Genomic DNA, 17,192 nt, shown 5'->3' on the forward strand with positions numbered 1-17,192 from the left:
CATTTTCTGCGACATGACTCAACTGGCAGTTTGAGCCCATAACCGCCATCGCCGAGCCATCTGGATGCTGCGTGTGCAATCGGCAGGTCCAGCCCAAAGCTGCCGTTAGATTTGAGCGTCAGATGAGGACCTTCCGGACATTTGTACCCGCAGCTTTCGCTTATTGAAGTTAGTGCAACGGACGCGTCGAGTGTGTTAACATTGCAATCGGGTTCATTTGCAACCTTAACCGACGGGCGTGGCGGCATGGAATACATTCGAAAGACCGTAAGAAACGCGGCGGTAGGTGTAGGTGTTGCCGACAATCCCACCAACCTGAGCGTTTTGTTGAAACCGGGATGTGCTGCAGCTATCTGGCGCAGACAAACCCCGCCAAGTGTACAAAGCTGGCTTGATCTTCTTGACCCGGATGCTTTGCCACGTGCTCAGGTTAATTTGCCTCAAAATGCAGTGGCGAAAACTATCAGACATATCTGTGATGCATCTGGTTTGCCTGACGGCAAGGAAAGGGAGTGGTTGCAGGATGACATCGCCCTTTTGGCCGGCACTTTTTCGGGTCTGATGTCCGCCAAACACCTTCGGTTACGGTTGGAAACTGTGAAAACCGATGCCTGCCGCGAATTCCACATCGACGCCACAACTGCGCAGCTCGTGTGCACCTATCGGGGCATCGGGACGCAATACGGTATCTCTACGGATGGGAGGGAACCTAAACGCGTCTTCACTGTGCCAACCGGGTCACCATTTCTACTTCGCGGAACGCTTTGGGCCGGACAACCACCGTCTGGACTGCTACATCGCTCGCCACCTATCGAAGGCAGTGGAGAAACCCGCCTTGTCCTCATCTTGGACCCCGTGCGGGAACCGGATCAAGAAGCATAAACTGAAACTCCGGGGAAAGACGTTTGGGCAGGAGACTGAACGCTATCGACATGATTGCGGCATCTAGGGTCAGGATGCATTGAATCTCGGTGCGCTAAATAATTCACGGCTCCCAAAACGGAGCGATGACATGAGCGATCTTTATTGGCTAACCGACGAGCAGATGGCCAAGCTCGTCCCATTTTTTCCGAAGTCGCACAGCAAGTCCCGGGTTGATTACAAATGGGCGTTGAGTGGGATTATCCTCATCAATCGCAATGGCTTGCGCTGGTGAGATACCCCTGGCGACTACGGGTCTCACAAGACGCTTTACCGCCGATGGAAGCGTTGGAGCAAGAAAGGCATCTTCGCACGGATCATGGCTGGTCTGGCCGCCGAGCACGGCGAAGAGAAGACAGTTTTGATTGACGCGACCTATATAAAAGCACACCGCACTGCGACCAGTATGGCCGCTAAGAAAGGGGGCGTGACCGCCTGATCGGTAGAACCAAAGGTGGCATGAATACAAAGCTGCATGCCATCTATGATAGCCAAGGGCGCCCGCTCAACCTGTTCGTTACCGCCGGGCAAGTCAGTAATTACATCGGAGCTCGGGCTTTGCTCAGTAGTATCCCAAAGGTAGACTGGCTGCTCGGTGATCGCGGTTATGACGCCGATTAGTTCCGAGGCGCGCTGAAAGACAAAGGGATACGTGCCTGCATCCCCGGGCGAAAGCAACGCAAGACGCCGGTCAAGTACGACAAGCGCAGATACAAGCGGAGAAACCACATCAAGATCATGTTTGGCAGACTCAAGGATTGGAGGCGTGTGGCGACACGCTATGACCGTTGTCCCAAAGTCTTCCTCTCAGCCATCGCACTCGCGGCAACCGTCATCTACTGGTTATGATTCCTGACCCTAGTCTCCAAAACCTGAAGAGCCCTCTGGCAGACACTTTCATGCAATGTCTATACCCATCGTTGGCTAAACGAAAACTAGATCGCTGATTGGGTAGCCCTGCAGAATCCGCCAAAATCACAAACTCGTCTTACCTCTCCAATTCTGCACTCAGCGGGGATCGACCCCGACTCAACCTTCAACGCGAACATTACTATTTGTGCAAATAATAGTCCTTACGTGCATCAATAAGATTTGAATCTTTCTGAAGGCTAGACATTTGTTTTTTAAACTGTGTAAGTCAATAAATAAGTACGATGTATGACTTGGCTTTTGATGCTGAATCAAGAGAAGTCAGCGAATGTATAGTGAGTATCTCTTTTATAAAACGGTGGATCTAAAAAGCTTCCATCACGGGCTGGCTTCACTCTATTTACACCTGAGTGAGCGTTGAGGGTTATCGCGATGAAGAATTTAGGTGTTATCGATCGTAAGGACTTTTTGAAGCTAATGGGTAGCCGTTTGGAGGATAATGGCTGGTCGATATATGGGATGTTCACAGAGCCAAGACCCAACACTGATTTTGGTAGCAGGGAACTCTCTTCTTGTTTCTCTATCGAAGCAATAAACCAGATGAAGTAATCGACAGATCGATAAAGGAAACAAATTAGCATGCTTAAGTTTCGATCTGTGACGTTTAGAATACCTGTTTTGGTAAAACACTGAATGTCACACATTGACCTAAGTGTTCCGGGGTGAGGCATGACACTTGATCTTAAAACACATTTAGCGATGCAAACCGAGCGCATTGAAGTGAGACTAGATGACCTTCTGAGAGGATCTGATCTTACTAATTGGATAAAACGCCCACCGAGACTATTGGCCGCGATGCGATACGGCGTCCTGAATGGTGGTAAGAGACTAAGGCCTTTATTGATCTTGGAGTGTACAGCACTTTTGGGCCGCGTGGATAAAGGCGTACTGGACGCAGCTTGCGCACTGGAGCTCATTCATTGTTATTCCCTTGTGCATGACGATCTACCGGCGATGGACGATGATGATTTGCGCAGAGGACGGCCGACCGTTCACAGAGTTTACGATGAGGCAACTGCAATCTTAGCAGGTGATGCGCTCCTGACGCTCGCGTTTGATATTATCGCTGACGAAGCTGTTCATCCGGATGCCGCCGTACGTCTACGTGTTTCTCGGGAGCTTTCAAAAGCGGCTGGTAGCAATGGTATGGTGGGTGGGCAGATGCTCGACCTTCAAGCAGAGTATAGCGATAAGACGGAAGTCGAGATTCGCGAGTTTCAAGCTATGAAGACCGGTTCGCTGCTGCGATACGCCTGTCGAACTGGTGCTATTTTGGCGAACGCAACAGATGACGATATTAGTCGATTGACCCAGTTCGGAGAGACAATCGGAATAGCGTTTCAGATAGTAGATGATCTTCTGGATATCGTTGCAAGTCCGAAAGAGTTGGGCAAGGCGACAGGCAAGGACAAGAAAGCGGGAAAGGCAACACTTGTTGGACTTTGGGGGATCAAAAGGTCTCGCAGAGAACTCAATCGACTTTTGGTTGACGCCGAAGGCCTTCTGGCGCCGTTTGGAGCTAGAGCAGAAACACTCAACGCTATCGCGAGTTACATTACCAATCGATCATGCTGACAGAAGTGCCAGCCGCTGGTTTTAATGAGATCGTACATAGCAAACGAGCCCAAACACGAATGTGACCTTTGGCGGCTCCGTAGGTTCTAGTTGGGAAAAGCGTAACTCACGATCTGAACATTTATAGAAGAAAATCGAAAATTGGAGGTGAGTAAATCTGATCAACATCATGAACCTAAATGTGTTTTCATACTTACCGACATACCAACGGCATCATACGCAAGGGAGAAGGTTTTGACGAATTTTGAGACGTGCGACGGCGATATGACAATGGCTAAAAACCGGACGACTGAACCAAAACCCTTCACACCGATCCCGACTCAATGGGTCGGTCCGATTGAAATTACCGGGGAGCATGTCGAAGGGCAGATCAGTGTTCCTCTCGCGACCTTTGAAGCACCGCTTTGGCCCTCTACGGCACGCGGAGCTCGAGTTTCGCAGCGTTCGGGTGGAATTCGTTGCACATTGGTCGACGAACGGATGTCGCGATCGATCATGCTGAGGGCCCAAAACGGAGCAGCTGCTCAATTAACTTGGCAGGCACTTTCTGAGCGTAAGGAAGAGATTTCAGAAGTTATCAAAAAAACTGGACGTTTTGTTCAGCTGCTTTCAATGAACCGCCAGATAATAGGGAACCTCATCTATATTCGAATGGAGTGTATTACCGGAGATGCTTCCGGCCACAACATGGTTACGAAAGCAGCCGATGCAGCAATTGAATGGATTCTACAACAATACCCAGAGCTCGACTATGCAAGTATTTCTGGAAACTACTGTTGCGACAAGAAAAACTCTGCCGTGAACGGTATTCTTGGCCGCGGAAAATACGTAATTTCCGAGATCGAAATTCCTCGAGAAATCGTCGTTCGTATGTTGCGTACAACACCTGAAAAGATGGTTCGGCTCAATGTAGAAAAGAACCTGATTGGAGGGACCGTTGCAGGATCGTTGCGCAGTGCCAACGCTCATTTTGCAAACATGCTTTTGGCTTTCTACCTGGCAACCGGTCAGGACGCGGCAAATATCGTCGAGGGTAGCCAGGGGATTGTTCATTGCGAGGCTCGAAATGAAGCGCTCTACTTTTCTTGCACACTGCCCAATCTGATCGTTGGATCTGTAGGCAATGGCAAAAGCAACCCACAAGTCGAAGCTCACCTAAAACGTATCGGTTGCCGCGAAGAAAGAATACCCGGTGACAATGCTCGCAGGCTTGCCTGTGTTTGCGCTGCAACCGTTCTTTGTGGCGAACTATCGCTGATGGCAGCCCAAACCAACCCTGGCGAGTTAATGCGAGCACACATCAAGATGGAGCGCGCATGACTGATCATCTCCCAGATCGTAGTGTCTCTGGCCGTAAGCACGACCATTTAAGTATTATTGCTAAAGATACGGGTGTCGAGCGCCATACAGGCGACTTTAGCAGCTTGCGTTTATGTCATCGAGCAATGCCTGAACTTAATCTGGATGACATCCAAACGCAGGTGGGGTTCCTCGGTAAGAGGCTTAGCTTTCCGCTTCTCATTTCTTCGATGACTGGAGGGGAGGGGGAAAATTTAAGAACAATTAACAAGAACCTAGCTGAAGCAGCAGAAGCTACAGAGGTAGCGATGGCAGTCGGCTCTCAGCGCGTAATGTTTACCAACAATCATGCTCGATCAAGTTTTGAACTACGCGAGTTTGCACCCAAAACTGTTCTGATTTCAAATATGGGTGCCGTTCAACTGAATACCGGTATTGGCCTTGAAGAGTGTACCGAAGCGGTTGAGGTCTTAGGTGCAGACGGGCTTTATCTTCACTTGAACCCCTTACAAGAAGCGGTGCAACCCGAAGGCGACAGGGATTTTTCTGGTCTTGGAGCGGCAATCGCTGAACTGGTTCCAGACTTGCCGGTACCTGTATTGCTAAAAGAGGTTGGTTCTGGCCTTTCTGCCCCCGATATCAGGTTGGGACTTGACGCTGGTATTCGTCATTTTGACGTCGCCGGGCGAGGAGGAACTTCCTGGAGCAGGATTGAGTACCATCGCAGGGCATCGGAATCAGACGACCTCGGCTTGGTATTTCAAGATTGGGGTTTAACAACGATTGAGGCTCTACGTGCCGCACGGCCAATCCTGAAGAGCAGTCAGCAGAAAACAACGCTGATAGCCAGTGGTGGAATTCGCTCAGGCATCGACATAGCAAAATCTATCATTTTAGGGGCTGATTTGTGCGGTCTCGCGGCACCATTTCTTTCAGCCGCTCAGATATCGCGCGATGCAGTGATTGATAAGATCGAGCAACTAAAACGCGAATTTCGTACTGCGATGTTTTTACTTGGTTGTGCGGATTGTGCTGACTTAAAGAAAAACGGGAGGTTTCTAAAATGACCAGCCAAGCAACAAATGTGAAGGTGGGAATAGCTGCTCTGAGTTTTTTTGTGCCTGGGTCCTATCTTGGACTAGAAACGTTGGCCGAACGTCATGGAATCCATCCTGATAAGTTTAAAGTTGGTCTTGGGCAAAAAAAGATAGCCTTGACAGGCTTCGATGAGGACGTTGTTACTCTGGCGGCTGAAGCAGCCCGTCCAATACTTGATGCCGAAGGCGTCGACGGGATCGACACACTTCTCTTTGCAACCGAAACTGGAATTGATCAGTCAAAATCTGCAGGGATTTACGTTCATAGACTATTGAATTTACCTCCAAATTGCAGAACTGTTGAGCTCAAACAAGCATGCTATTCGGCAACGGCGGGACTTCAAATGGCGTGTGCGTATGTGACGAGGCAGCCCGAAAAAAAAGTATTGGTGGTTGCCTCTGATGTATCGCGCTATGATTTGAACAGTTCAGCAGAAGCAACCCAGGGGTGTGGTGCGGTGGCCATGCTCGTATCTGCTGACCCAAAACTTCTAGCAATCGACCCGATAGCTGGTTGTTTTACAGAAGATATAATGGACTTCTGGAGGCCAAACTATCGTAAGACACCTTTGGTCGATGGTAAGTTTTCAACTCTTCGCTATCTCAACGCACTTAAACAGTGTTGGAACGATTACCAAGACAACGGGGGTAGAGCTTACGAGGAGTTTGTCCAATTCTGTTACCATCTACCATTTTCGCGAATGGGTGAAAAAGGCCACCGCCATCTTGCCAAATTGGCTAATGGCGATCCAAATCTAGACCGATGCAAGGCTGGCATGGTCTATAATCGCGAAGTCGGGAATTGTTATGCTGCGTCGCTCTATATGGGGTTGGCATCAGCCTTGGAAAACACAGAAATTGATCTGACGGGTAGACCAATCGGTCTTTACAGTTATGGCTCGGGTGCAGTTGCGGAATTCTTCGCCGGCGAGGTACAGCCCGGTTACGCGGATCATCTATTGACGGCCCGACATAAGGCACTCTTAGCGGAGCGTACCGCAGTCAGCTATGATACCTATCTTGCTCTTAGAGAAGTGCCCGACCCACAAGATGGGAGCAGTGTTGAAATGCCCCGGTTGGCCAAGGGTCAGTATAGATTGGCGAAGATTGATGAACACAAACGTCATTACGTCAATGCTTTCAATTAACACTCCCCGAGCACATGCTCCTGGCAAAGTAATCTTGTCAGGAGACCACTCGGTGGTGTTCGGAGCTCCGGTACTCGCGGTATCGATTGCTCGCTACACTGAAGTGTGGTTGAACCCAATCCGCGATTGTAGTGGACTGTTCACTGCTTTCAAGCAAGTTTCATCTGGTGAGTTTTATCCATTTGCAATGCTGGATGAATTCAAACAGAGACTTGATCGCCGGTTTGAGCAGTTTGTGGCCGGCGAGTTGCCGGTTCAAAACATTCTACAGCGACCCGACGAATTGGCAATGTATGCTGTGACATTGATCCTGCAACAATTGTCGAAGCCCAAAGTTCGTAAAAACCATCAAATACCTATTTCGGGAACACTGAGAAGCCGCTCATCATTGCCATTGGGGGCGGGGATGGGTTCGTCGGCGGCGATAATCGCGGCAATATTCGCCCTTTACGAAAGCCTGTTCAATGAAATTGTATCGCCCCAAGAGCGCGTTGAGCGAATTCGTTTTTGTGAGCGGCTGCAACATGGACACGGTAGCGCTGTTGATGCCGCCACCGTCGTTTACGGCGGGGTGATTAGGGTGGATGGCGATCGGGTGAGTCGCCCGAACATTCCGCAGCACCACGCATTGTGGACAGGTGATGGCTGGTACTGGGTTTTCCATGGAACACCTGCGAGCGCCACGGGAGAATGCGTAGAGGCGGTGCGCCGCTTTCACGAAAAAGACGTGGCATTGTGGCAAGAGTTCAACGATTGCACCAACACCCTGCAGTCAAATCTTGAAGCAAGCGTGAGCCCGATAAGGACATTGCGTCACAATCACCGTCTTTTGGTTCGAATAGGAGTGGTACCATCTGCGACGCAAAACTTTGTGAATGCTGTGGAAAGAACTGGGGGCGCCGCAAAGGTTTGCGGTGCCGGATCAATAAAAGGAGAGAAAGGGGGGATGGTTTTAGTCTACATGGAGGATGAAGATGCCATGAACGCGCTTATGACTGATCATGGAAACCTCTGTTGGGCGCCGCTAAGGGTTTGCGCTTTAGGGGCAGCGCATGGCGCAGCTCCATGAGCTACACCACCATCCGGGTTTCTGCCCCTGGTTCGATCATGATCACAGGTGAACATGCCGTCGTTTACGGATACCCTTCTATCGTTTGTGCAATAGACCAAAGGATCACCGTCGAGGCGTTACCTTTGACCGAAAGACGAGTGGAAATCGTTTCAGACATAGCTCCACCCATGACGTTGCCACTTGAGTTTGTTTCTAAGGGTGGCAGATATCGTTTCATTCTCAGTGCCGTTGAGTTTTTTAGTAACCGTTTAAAACATGGGGTGCGTCTAACCATCTCATCTAAGATCGACCCTTCCTTGGGTTTGGGATCTTCGGCTGCCGTGACGATCGCTAGCTTAGGGGCTCTGGCTACAATGGTAGGCGACGATTTGGGGCAATCACTGTACACCAAGGCACTAACTATTGTTAGACGAAACGAAGGACGCGGGAGTGGTGCAGATTTAGCGGCGAGCATCTTTGGCGGCATGCTTGCCTATAAGCTTCCAACTGAATTGTTAGACAAAGTTCCGGCGGGAGAAATATCGGCGGAGATAACCCAACTACCTACACCTCCGATTCTAAGCCTGTGTCATAGTGGCTATAAAACTCCAACACCGGTCGTGCTTGCCAAGGTTGCGCGATCTATGGTTGGGAGAGAGACAGCGTTTGAAGTTCTTTACCAGCGGATGGGCCAAGCTGCCGATGACGCAATCGTTTTCGCAAAAAAACAAGATTGGTTAGCCTTTGGCGCTGCCATTTCAGAATATCAAGGCATGATGGAAGAACTTGATGTTTCAGACCCAACCCTTGGAAAGATAGTGGGTGATGCACTCGCTTGCCCAGCAACCATCGGCGCAAAGATATCTGGTTCCGGACTTGGTGATTGTGTCCTAGCGGTAGGTGCCGTTCCTATCGGTTTTTTTCAAGTAACCGCAACGTCGGAGGGACTGCGCATTGATGATTGATCCGGTTCAAGTGGTTTTTAACGGTTTGCTACCAAGTAGTTTGCCACATCCAGAACCTTGTGAAGCCTATGCACCCAGCAACATTGCCCTATCAAAGTACTGGGGCAAACGAGACCAGATTTTGAATCTGCCGCTAAACAGTTCACTATCTATTTCTCTTGGGAACCTGGGGAGCACGACCCGAGTGTCTGCAGCGGCTGATGGTGCCGACGGTGTTTGGCTCGATGGTGAGAAACTTTCCAATCAAAGCAGTTTTGCGAGGAAAGCATTAAAATTTGTAGATCTGTTTCGCCGCGGTCAGGATTTACCGTTACACATTGTCACCAAAAATACTATCCCGACTGCAGCAGGACTGGCATCATCGGCATCTGGGTTCGCTGCCTTGACTCGAGCAATCTGCGGGGCATTCAAGCTTGATATCCCCGATACGCAACTCAGCATGATTTCCCGTTTTGGTAGCGGTAGTGCAACTCGGTCCATGTGGCATGGTTTTGTACGTTGGGATCGGGGAATTAGAGCTGACGGGACCGACTGTCTTGCTCGTCGATTACAGTACGATTGGCCAGAGTTCCGAATAGCGATCATACCTGTCGATACGTCGATCAAAATGATGCCATCAAGCGATGGGATGCGACACACTATGGCAACATCCCCCCTCTTCGAGGCTTGGCCGAAACGTGCCGAAGCTGATTGTACTCGAGTGTACAAGGCTATTGCTACCCGTGACTTTACAACGCTTGGTGAGACCGTGGAAGCAAACGCACTAGCAATGCATGCAACGATGCTAGCGTCCAGGCCGGTCCTGAATTACTTAAAACCAACGAGTTGGGCGTTCCTGGAAACTATCTGGAATGCCCGGAGAGAAGGAATTGAGTCTTATGCCACAATGGATGCCGGGGCTAATATTAAGGTAATTTTTCTGGAATCGACCAGAACACATATCGAGACACTGTTCCCACAGGGATTGGTTATCAATCCTTTTGTCGAGCAATCCCAAGAAAGCTGTTTGACCAAGTAACTACATTAAGATCCGAGTGTGTCACAACCATGCGGAACGGCCGGTATTGACGAATTACTAGAAACACTAATCCGGCGATCTCGTCCGGAGTAACCAGTGCAAGTCTGGTGTTTGATTCCAAGGTTTGATGGTGTTGTGTAGGTCTGAAAGAAGCTCTTCAGGATCTTTTGGTAGATGCGCTTAATTGTTTTCAATAATGTGGGTCGCGTACACAATTCAACTTGATGTCGCGAGCGTAGATAAAAATCCTACGGGGCAATGCCATGGCGATCGCATTCACTCTCATCGAAACCCCAAAACGAACGACGTTGACCCCCAAGCTTGGCTCACTTGGGTCTTTACCTAAAACGCACGCCTCGACGAGCTCCTTCCCTGGCGTTACGCTGCTTAAGCAGCGTAACAGGGCGGGTTCAACGGACGGACACCGTCATTCTGACTGGATATCGAAGCAATTGCCCATCAATAGAATTCGCCCTTTTGTGCAGTCAGTGCAGTCAGTGCAGTTTATTGCATCTGAAACTTGATTTCGAATAAAACCTTCAGACCATCGGACTACTATCTGCGATGAGTCGGCGTTGCGCCGTACCTTTGGCTTTCAAAAGACCAATCAAGATTTCCCTGTATCCAAAACTTCAAGCCTTCGATATAGGACTGCAGATCAATATCAATCTGTGTGGAAAACTGTGGCACCTGATCTATCAAAGCTGCAAAACGCTCCATTTCAGTGTCGTGCATGACGACTGCTTTGTCGGTTGCTTGTTGCAGGCTGATTTGGCGCTCATTGCTCAGAGCAATAACTAAGTTATGCATGTCACCGTTCTTTACTTCTTTTTCTAGAGACACAATATCGTTGCTCCAACAAACAAGATTGTTTGTGCTTAGACTTAGGTTACTAACGACCGGGTGACAAAGTACGTTCTCTGGTAGGTTCAGTTGCCCAACAAACTCAATAATAGACAAGCAGGGGTATACAGCGCCTGAATCAAGCCGCTTAAGCAGGTAAGTATTAGTGTCCGGAACTATACCGGCTTTGCGATTGGATGCCTCCCAAATGCATGCCAAGAAGTAATCGTCATGTTGCTGCGTCAACCGCTCTAACCAGTCAGGATTCACTTTTGGTCGGATGCGTGCCCATAGATCATGCCAAGCTTGAAGCATCTGATTATTATCCTGTGCCGCGCCACCTCTCATGATGTTCAAAAGAAGGGAGCGACATTCAGTTAGACGTTCTGTTTCGCGTCCCTGTTCTGCTTCATCGTTCTGATCGTCAAATAAGAATATCCAACTGACCCAATCAGAAATCCATTGCAAATCAACAAGAGAAGCATTTGGGTAGCAGCGCGCCATGCAGCGGGTCCACCCTTGCCTCCTAACCCGATCCTCCTCGACCTTACTACAAACAATGCCGTAACGAACCAGCCAGTCTATCGTGCCATCTTGAGCTGGCTTTTCGAAAGGGTTTAAATTTGAGGGATAAGGGCTCGCTAAGACCGGGCAGCTTACTAACATTTCTCCACTCACTTTTCATGTTTAGGTGTTCGATTGAATTGTGTTGGCGCCTAGTGACTGAGATCTGTTGAGGGCAGGCAACTATTAGCAGAGCGAGGTCAGAGAGTTTGGCTACACCTTTTAACGCGTGAAAATTTGGGCAACTGACATTGTAGTCCTAAGCCTGCCTAGCTTCGTACCTGCGCATTAGCCCTCAACGCCGCACCAAATGCGCGATTGCGCCTTTATCTTCGTTCAAACGGGATACGCCTTCGGGTGCAGTGCGAGCCCGACGTATACAGCTGTTACCACGTACACTGCGGAAGTGAGTGTTTCCCAAGTGAGGTTTATGGCTACAAAATGGAGGGATATCCCTTCAAAGTGGCTATAGAGTACGAAATCAAACATCCCGTATGTAGCTAAACCGAGTATGGCACCGGAACGAATTAACTCCGCCCGGGCTGCCGGAAAGACCGCGAAAAGGCTCAAAGAAAAAAAGTAGATCTTAAGTAAAATAGAAATCCAGCCTCTTAGTGGGTTGTGACGCATATTCAATAGTTGTGCTTCGTGCCAGCTGGAAACGGCTTTACGAAAAGCCATATTGGCAAGAGAATATGATAGAAAGACCGTTATATATAAGGTGATTTTCTTCATAATGACACCTAAGAGCTGTTTTCTCCAGTAATTAGAAGATGGAGATATTCAAACTCTTATGCAGCAATGAATCCTTGTGTCATTGTGCAGTTTGTTTTCTCTGCGTGCAGCAGGGTGGAATTGGATATAGTTTGTGACCAAAGATCAGGGTATTGCCAAGTTGTCTGGTTTTACGAAGACGACTAATGGCAATGCGTGAACATTCCATCCAGTATGCCGCGCCTGAAGGGCTCTCGCTACCCTCTTGAAGTCATTGCCCGCGCGGTTTGTGCATACCACCGGTTTGCCTTGAACACTGCGGATGTCGAAGACCTCCTAGCGGAACGGGACGTCATCGTGAGCCGGCAAGCTCAGAGGTTTTCGTCCGCGCATGACCGATTCAACCTGATACTTCGCCCCCGCCGCTATCAACTCACCAAAACCTCATACCGCCACCTTTGCAACAACGCGTTCAACCTCTGGGTCAGTTACACTGCCTAACTGGTGAAATAACCCTACCTTTTCTATTGCTTTACAATCGGCCGTCAACAACTTGGCAATACCCTTCGAACCACTCCAAAGTTTGCGCCAAAGCCCTCTCAGGTCGTTATTGAAGGTGAAAGGGTTTAGAACTCGTCACGCGGCACAATCGTATCGTGTTCCTCAATTTGCAGGATCAGATCAGGCCCACGGCGAAATACGGCCTGAAAACCCTCTACGGCTAGATCCAGCCAGTTATGGCCTGTGAAGGCGACCAATCTCGTAACGCCGTGATTGACAAAACTGATAGCACCAATCTCAAATTCATCAATCAGATGAACATCGACGTCTTCTTTTATGGATGACAACGCAGTCTCCCGATCAAGTGACTGCCGAAAGTACATTGAGGTCAGTTGATGCCCCGTTTGGGAGTGCAATCGAGTGTTATTCAACGCTTGAAGAAGCGCCGTGCCGCCACTCCGGGGACGCCCAAATACTAGGACGGAAATTGGGTTTTGAAGAAAAGTCACGAGGTGCTGAACGGTGCCCCGTGTTGTCATTGGTTTCATCTCTGGATTGCTTTCTGTACTCGTATTTTCGTTGACAGTGAGGTGATCTCTCGGCGAATTACCCATGGCGGGAGAAGTTCGCGCATTTGTGCGCTGGACAGATTTTTCAGTCCGAAAAATGGCCTCACACCCTCCCGCCAATCACATCACGACTTGTCCTTGTCGTCATTTCTTTCGGAATCAGGAGAAGAAGCCGAAGCAATTGACTTAGATCATCGGTAGAAACCGTGCCCCGGACACTCGCCGGATATACGGTGTCGCTTTGCACCACCATCGCGTTTGCAAAGCCTTCATAGGCGTCCTGGCCCTCAAGAGCTTTCAAAATCAATGCAGCTTTTGCGGTAAACACAGAGGCTTCACGCAGAACCGGAAGTTCGAGGATGATCATCTGAAGATCCGGTACGTGTCGTTTTAGTTGAGCGACGGTCGGATGGATGCAACGACAATAGCGACCGGTAAAGCGCGTTACGGCTAGCCTCTTGCTATGAGTTAGCCTCATCTGCAGAGGTTTCTGGGAAGTTAACCTCACAGACACCAATTCCGCCTTCCAACAATGGAACTGAAATGAGCGTTGCCCCGAGCTTCGCAGCCAAGCCGACTACACCCCTTGATGTCTTGAGAAGTCTTGGTCCCGTACTCCGACGTGAGCAGAGTACACTTCGAACGACCTGACCACTCAAGGTCTCCCGAACGAAAATCCACCACTCGCCCCTTACTTCTTCTGAGGTACGGTTGGCAGATGAGATGCACTCGATCTCTAGGATTCCACCGTTTTCCAGCGCCTCTTTGAATTCGTATTCCATGTAAACTGGAAGATTGCGCCTTCTCATGGATTGTGGACTCCCCTCTTGTTGGAGAGTCACTACTAAGATGCAAGGGCGATATGAAGTGTACTGTTTCCATTATGTCGTACATGTGGCAATCTGACAGATAGGTCTAATATATATTTTGGGCGAGGTATAATTTTACTTTTTGTGATAATAGTAAACTGATAGGCTGTGCATCACTTCACATCTTGTCGATGCAGCCAAGGTCGTTCATCCTTGGCTGCATCGGAGGGCCCTCAATCGGCGCTCACGAGCTTCGCCAGTTGGCGGCAACGAGGTTTTAGAGGTCTACCGCCCCGGCGCTGCTGATGCTTGCATCTTAGCACTATGTTAATTCATTGATATAATACTATATATCTATATATTAATAGGTAAAAACTATGAACAGGCCCGTCGCAATTATCTTGTGCGGACGGCGCCTGCACAGCAACGGTAAGTGTGTTTAAACGTTTCATTAAAGAAGCGGGCTAGCCTTGGGTAGCATCTGACGAAGCCAGGTGCATTGCACGATTTCGCGCGATACGAAACAACTTAGTGCATCGATATTCTGATATGCTTCCCTGTCGCTAACAGCATCAATTCACCAGATTGATTGACCACAATCCGACGGTTTGGTATTGCCCAGATTAACAGATAACACCGACGAAGGAAAAAACACTGGGCTGACGGGCACGATTTGACTGGTTTCTTACTTCTTCAGTGAAACAACGCTGCACCCTTACATCTCTATATCCACAAAGAAAACAGGCGTAGATGCGGATACCATCCGAACTCGTTGTATCCCCAGACACCAATCAAGAATCCAGGTGGTGTTCCGAGAGCTATAACAAGACGGTGCGCTGTCGCGAAGCAGGGTCGCGAAACCATGTAATCTAAATACGGTAGATCAACATTCGGAAGACCCGGACTTCAGCTGAAAGGCACAAAACCGTGACTCGCCCAAACCACTCACAAGAACGCTTGTGAAAAAACTCTGATAAAAACATTTTTTGCTTAGTACAACTTACAAGATTGCTCTGCCATGAGCAGGAAAACGACCGAGACTTCCCTTTCAACTAAGTTTGAACTGCTCGGGAACATAGAAGATGCGGGCAAGACCCTGTCCCTTAACAACCTTGCCCGCCGCTGTTCGGCGAAGTGTGGAATGGATGATACCCCAATACCGCTTCCCTTCCATCGCCGGATAAGGGGATAGGCAACGGCCTCGACGCGCGCTCCCCGGCAATGGGCGCTCGCAAGGGCGGCTTGACCTCAGGCGCGTGTCGATCTTAAGCGGTTCATTCCACAGATGGAGACTCAAGGGCTTGGCCTCCTTTTGTGGAGGCTCGGTTCCTCTGCGGAACATCCCGTTCCTGTAGAGGGATCGCAGTCTTCAATCCAGTAGCAGGGTTCAGAAAACCCATACGCTACAAGGATGGCTTCAATACCCGGAATTGAGCAGAGCAGCTGATAACGATCTGCGATTGCTATCCAGAAACGAACAAGTTCACCTGCAATAATCTTGAATGACTTACCTGATCTTCCAGATTGCAGAAGATAGTAATCCGCCCACGGCGACCAATTCGGATCCGCCACGCCGGCCTACGCCAGGCACGGCGATGTTGTTGAATGGATTGGGACAGTACGATCAGGCATCGTTGGCCCCCTGGCCGTCTGCACGACCCGCGTTTTTGTGCGACGGCTGTCGGGAATTAGTTGACGATAACCGGTCACGTCATGGCCTCAGAATCTGAATTAGCATCGGAGGTATCTGACTTCACAGATTGAACTACGGGAACAACAACGTAAGGCCATGGTTTACGCGCGTTCAACGCCCGCCGACGTAAGACACCGGTTTGTAACGGCGAACCAGCCCAAGCCCAAGCTTTGTCATCGGTGGGGTGTTCACCGGATACGTGTAGATATTTATGGCTTACTGGATCATAGAGGCGAACACGGTTCATTGTCACGCCCCCAGTATCTCGTTGACTGATCTGTGCTCGCTGCTACCATCATAGGCTTCAATGCTTTCTTGGATCTCGACATCCGTATCCTGCTGGACGCTTTCCTTGCGATCGAGATACACTAGGACCCGGGACGATGCGGCCGTGTTCTGCTGTGCCTGTATCACCGTCAGGGTGCGCAGTTCGACCAGCTGCCAGGCAACCGAAGAAGAGAACTCATTGGAGACCTGCAACGGCTTCAAGTTGCCATCCATCCCGGAGAATCCGCCGGAGATCTGATCGAGTAACTGGGCCTCAGATTCGACATCCTCAAATGTCAGCCCGACCTGCTGCAGACCCGCAGAGGGTTTTCTGTCGAGCACCACCCAGAAACAGTTGCCGTTCCCGAACCCGCCAAAATCGATGGCCAGACTATCCAGATGAGCCTCGAACGCCGCTGGCTCCAGGCTTTCTGTGTCCAGCCCGAATACAGCCCATGCACAAAAAAAACTGCCGTCTTTGCACCCCAGCACATCTGCCGCGAGCATGCTCGACCAGTTCAAAACGTGAAAGAGGTTCTTTGCGACAGGCGCAAACCCTAGACAATTCAGAGCGTCCGGAAACAGCATTACAACTCTTGACCCTGAAACCTATTGATCCGACGTTGCACCGGTGCCGGTACAATCAGTTGCGGCTCTGCCAGCGTCCGAGCCCGGATAGGTAAAGCTCAGAACAGATGTGCTCTCCGCATTGTCGATGACGAGGCTAAGCTCATAAATACGCTTGTCGGTAAATATGATGGCATTGGCCGGCCTGGTGTTTGATCTGGGTTTGAATCCGACGTGCGAATGCGGAACCAGATAATGATCTATGGGGGACAACATCCTCCAGTAAGCCGCGCTCGATAGCCCGGTGTTGATGATGTGCTCATCACATTCGAGCTTGACCAGACAGATCGTTGATGGGTTGCAAGCAAGCGTTTTAACTGTCCCGTCGTAGGCTTCGACCCGGTGTTCCAACTGGCGAAGGTCAAAGGAGCTCGCCGGATCTGTTTCTCTGTTCTCCTGGGCCATCATCGGAGTGGTTCCGGCGACACAAGCTGCGACCATCGTGGCCTGTGTCAGTTTGCAAGAACTGGAGGTGAGGCGAAGATCAGGATTGGTACTCATAAGTTTACTTTCTGTTGCTTGGCTGCGTTCCGACTTCAGTTTCTGATGAGTTCAGGAGATGTTCCTGCACTTGCGGTACTCTGTGGGAAGGTGCCGAGCA

15 protein-coding genes and 2 pseudogenes are annotated in these 17,192 nt (G+C 49.8%); 10 read left to right on the plus strand and 7 right to left on the minus strand.

Translation table 11 applies throughout. The features are described 5' to 3' along the window. Positions 1–246 precede the first annotated feature (246 nt). The 9 genes and pseudogenes from ACR0BU_RS18105 to mvaD all read left to right on the plus strand — a co-directional run bounded on the left by ACR0BU_RS18105 (position 247) and on the right by mvaD (position 10,004). Complete coding sequence (locus ACR0BU_RS18105; protein ID WP_480738348.1) at positions 247–882, plus strand: DUF1826 domain-containing protein; 636 nt, start codon at positions 247–249, stop codon at positions 880–882. A 130-nt stretch (positions 883–1,012) separates the two neighbouring features. Beyond that, positions 1,013–1,770: pseudogene (locus ACR0BU_RS18110) on the plus strand (IS5 family transposase). Positions 1,771–2,520: 750 nt separating this feature from the next. After that, a complete protein-coding gene (locus ACR0BU_RS18115; protein WP_299082885.1) occupies positions 2,521–3,426 on the plus strand; it encodes a polyprenyl synthetase family protein in 906 nt (301 codons plus the stop codon). A 234-nt stretch (positions 3,427–3,660) separates the two neighbouring features. Then, positions 3,661–4,746 (plus strand): hydroxymethylglutaryl-CoA reductase, encoded by a 1,086-nt coding sequence (locus ACR0BU_RS18120; protein WP_299082883.1) that lies wholly within the window; start codon positions 3,661–3,663, stop codon positions 4,744–4,746. After that, the gene (fni, locus tag ACR0BU_RS18125; RefSeq protein WP_299082881.1) at positions 4,743–5,792 is read left to right on the plus strand and encodes a type 2 isopentenyl-diphosphate Delta-isomerase; all 1,050 of its coding nucleotides are present in this window, start codon (positions 4,743–4,745) and stop codon (positions 5,790–5,792) included. The genes ACR0BU_RS18120 and fni overlap by 4 nt, the downstream gene beginning before the upstream one ends. Next, a complete protein-coding gene (locus ACR0BU_RS18130) occupies positions 5,789–6,970 on the plus strand; it encodes a hydroxymethylglutaryl-CoA synthase (RefSeq protein WP_298937264.1) in 1,182 nt (393 codons plus the stop codon). The genes fni and ACR0BU_RS18130 overlap by 4 nt, the downstream gene beginning before the upstream one ends. 52 nt (positions 6,971–7,022) lie before the next feature. Further along, the gene (locus tag ACR0BU_RS18135) at positions 7,023–8,039 is read left to right on the plus strand and encodes a mevalonate kinase family protein (RefSeq protein WP_480738347.1); all 1,017 of its coding nucleotides are present in this window, start codon (positions 7,023–7,025) and stop codon (positions 8,037–8,039) included. Further along, positions 8,036–8,986: a mevalonate kinase family protein gene (locus ACR0BU_RS18140; protein WP_480738346.1), complete on the plus strand. Its 951-nt coding sequence runs from the start codon at positions 8,036–8,038 to the stop codon at positions 8,984–8,986. Before ACR0BU_RS18135 ends, ACR0BU_RS18140 begins: the two co-directional genes overlap by 4 nt. Then, positions 8,979–10,004, plus strand: a complete 1,026-nt coding sequence (gene mvaD, locus ACR0BU_RS18145; RefSeq protein ID WP_480738345.1) for a diphosphomevalonate decarboxylase — start codon at positions 8,979–8,981, stop codon at positions 10,002–10,004. The genes ACR0BU_RS18140 and mvaD overlap by 8 nt, the downstream gene beginning before the upstream one ends. A 555-nt stretch (positions 10,005–10,559) precedes the next feature. On the opposite strand, the gene ACR0BU_RS18150 is transcribed toward mvaD, so the two are convergent. Continuing rightward, entirely contained in the window at positions 10,560–11,351 is a 792-nt protein-coding gene (locus ACR0BU_RS18150) for a terpene synthase family protein (protein WP_480738344.1), read from the minus strand. A gap of 396 nt (positions 11,352–11,747) precedes the next feature. Continuing rightward, a complete protein-coding gene (locus ACR0BU_RS18155; RefSeq protein ID WP_480738343.1) occupies positions 11,748–12,146 on the minus strand; it encodes a DUF2177 family protein in 399 nt (132 codons plus the stop codon). A 195-nt stretch (positions 12,147–12,341) separates the two neighbouring features. Between ACR0BU_RS18155 and ACR0BU_RS18160 the strand changes: the two are divergent. Continuing rightward, positions 12,342–12,503: pseudogene (locus ACR0BU_RS18160) on the plus strand (IS6 family transposase); the annotation flags it as partial. Positions 12,504–12,751: 248 nt separating this feature from the next. Here ACR0BU_RS18160 and ACR0BU_RS18165 read toward each other — a convergent pair. From ACR0BU_RS18165 to ACR0BU_RS18185, 5 genes are all read right to left on the minus strand, one after another. Beyond that, a complete protein-coding gene (locus ACR0BU_RS18165; RefSeq protein ID WP_480738342.1) occupies positions 12,752–12,973 on the minus strand; it encodes a hypothetical protein in 222 nt (73 codons plus the stop codon). 325 nt (positions 12,974–13,298) lie between these two features. Further along, positions 13,299–13,562, minus strand: a complete 264-nt coding sequence (locus tag ACR0BU_RS18170; RefSeq protein ID WP_480738341.1) for a hypothetical protein — start codon at positions 13,560–13,562, stop codon at positions 13,299–13,301. Positions 13,563–15,052: 1,490 nt separating this feature from the next. Then, positions 15,053–15,346: a DUF1173 family protein gene (locus ACR0BU_RS18175; protein WP_480755753.1), complete on the minus strand. Its 294-nt coding sequence runs from the start codon at positions 15,344–15,346 to the stop codon at positions 15,053–15,055. Positions 15,347–15,946: 600 nt separating this feature from the next. Next, positions 15,947–16,552: a hypothetical protein gene (locus ACR0BU_RS18180; protein WP_480738340.1), complete on the minus strand. Its 606-nt coding sequence runs from the start codon at positions 16,550–16,552 to the stop codon at positions 15,947–15,949. 21 nt (positions 16,553–16,573) lie between these two features. After that, positions 16,574–17,092 carry a TrbG/VirB9 family P-type conjugative transfer protein gene (locus ACR0BU_RS18185; RefSeq protein WP_480738339.1) on the minus strand — a complete coding sequence of 173 codons (519 nt, stop codon included), beginning with the start codon at positions 17,090–17,092 and terminating at the stop codon, positions 16,574–16,576. Between the last annotated feature and the right edge of the window lie 100 nt (positions 17,093–17,192).

It is taken from the genome of Ruegeria sp. CK2 (assembly GCF_056536585.1).

Excerpts from the sequence above, each read along its gene's own strand:
- mvaD (WP_480738345.1), top strand. The coding sequence starts at position 8,979 with ATGATTGATCCGGTTCAAGTGGTTTTTAACGGTTTGCTACCAAGTAGT.
- ACR0BU_RS18130 (WP_298937264.1), top strand. The coding sequence starts at position 5,789 with ATGACCAGCCAAGCAACAAATGTGAAGGTGGGAATAGCTGCTCTGAGT.
- ACR0BU_RS18175 (WP_480755753.1), bottom strand. The coding sequence starts at position 15,346 with ATGTTCCGCAGAGGAACCGAGCCTCCACAAAAGGAGGCCAAGCCCTTG.
- ACR0BU_RS18170 (WP_480738341.1), bottom strand. The coding sequence starts at position 13,562 with ATGATCATCCTCGAACTTCCGGTTCTGCGTGAAGCCTCTGTGTTTACC.
- ACR0BU_RS18180 (WP_480738340.1), bottom strand. The coding sequence starts at position 16,552 with ATGCTGTTTCCGGACGCTCTGAATTGTCTAGGGTTTGCGCCTGTCGCA.
- fni (WP_299082881.1), top strand. The coding sequence starts at position 4,743 with ATGACTGATCATCTCCCAGATCGTAGTGTCTCTGGCCGTAAGCACGAC.
- ACR0BU_RS18105 (WP_480738348.1), top strand. The coding sequence starts at position 247 with ATGGAATACATTCGAAAGACCGTAAGAAACGCGGCGGTAGGTGTAGGT.
- ACR0BU_RS18155 (WP_480738343.1), bottom strand. The coding sequence starts at position 12,146 with ATGAAGAAAATCACCTTATATATAACGGTCTTTCTATCATATTCTCTT.
- ACR0BU_RS18150 (WP_480738344.1), bottom strand. The coding sequence starts at position 11,351 with ATGGCGCGCTGCTACCCAAATGCTTCTCTTGTTGATTTGCAATGGATT.
- ACR0BU_RS18115 (WP_299082885.1), top strand. The coding sequence starts at position 2,521 with ATGACACTTGATCTTAAAACACATTTAGCGATGCAAACCGAGCGCATT.
- ACR0BU_RS18185 (WP_480738339.1), bottom strand. The coding sequence starts at position 17,092 with ATGAGTACCAATCCTGATCTTCGCCTCACCTCCAGTTCTTGCAAACTG.
- ACR0BU_RS18140 (WP_480738346.1), top strand. The coding sequence starts at position 8,036 with ATGAGCTACACCACCATCCGGGTTTCTGCCCCTGGTTCGATCATGATC.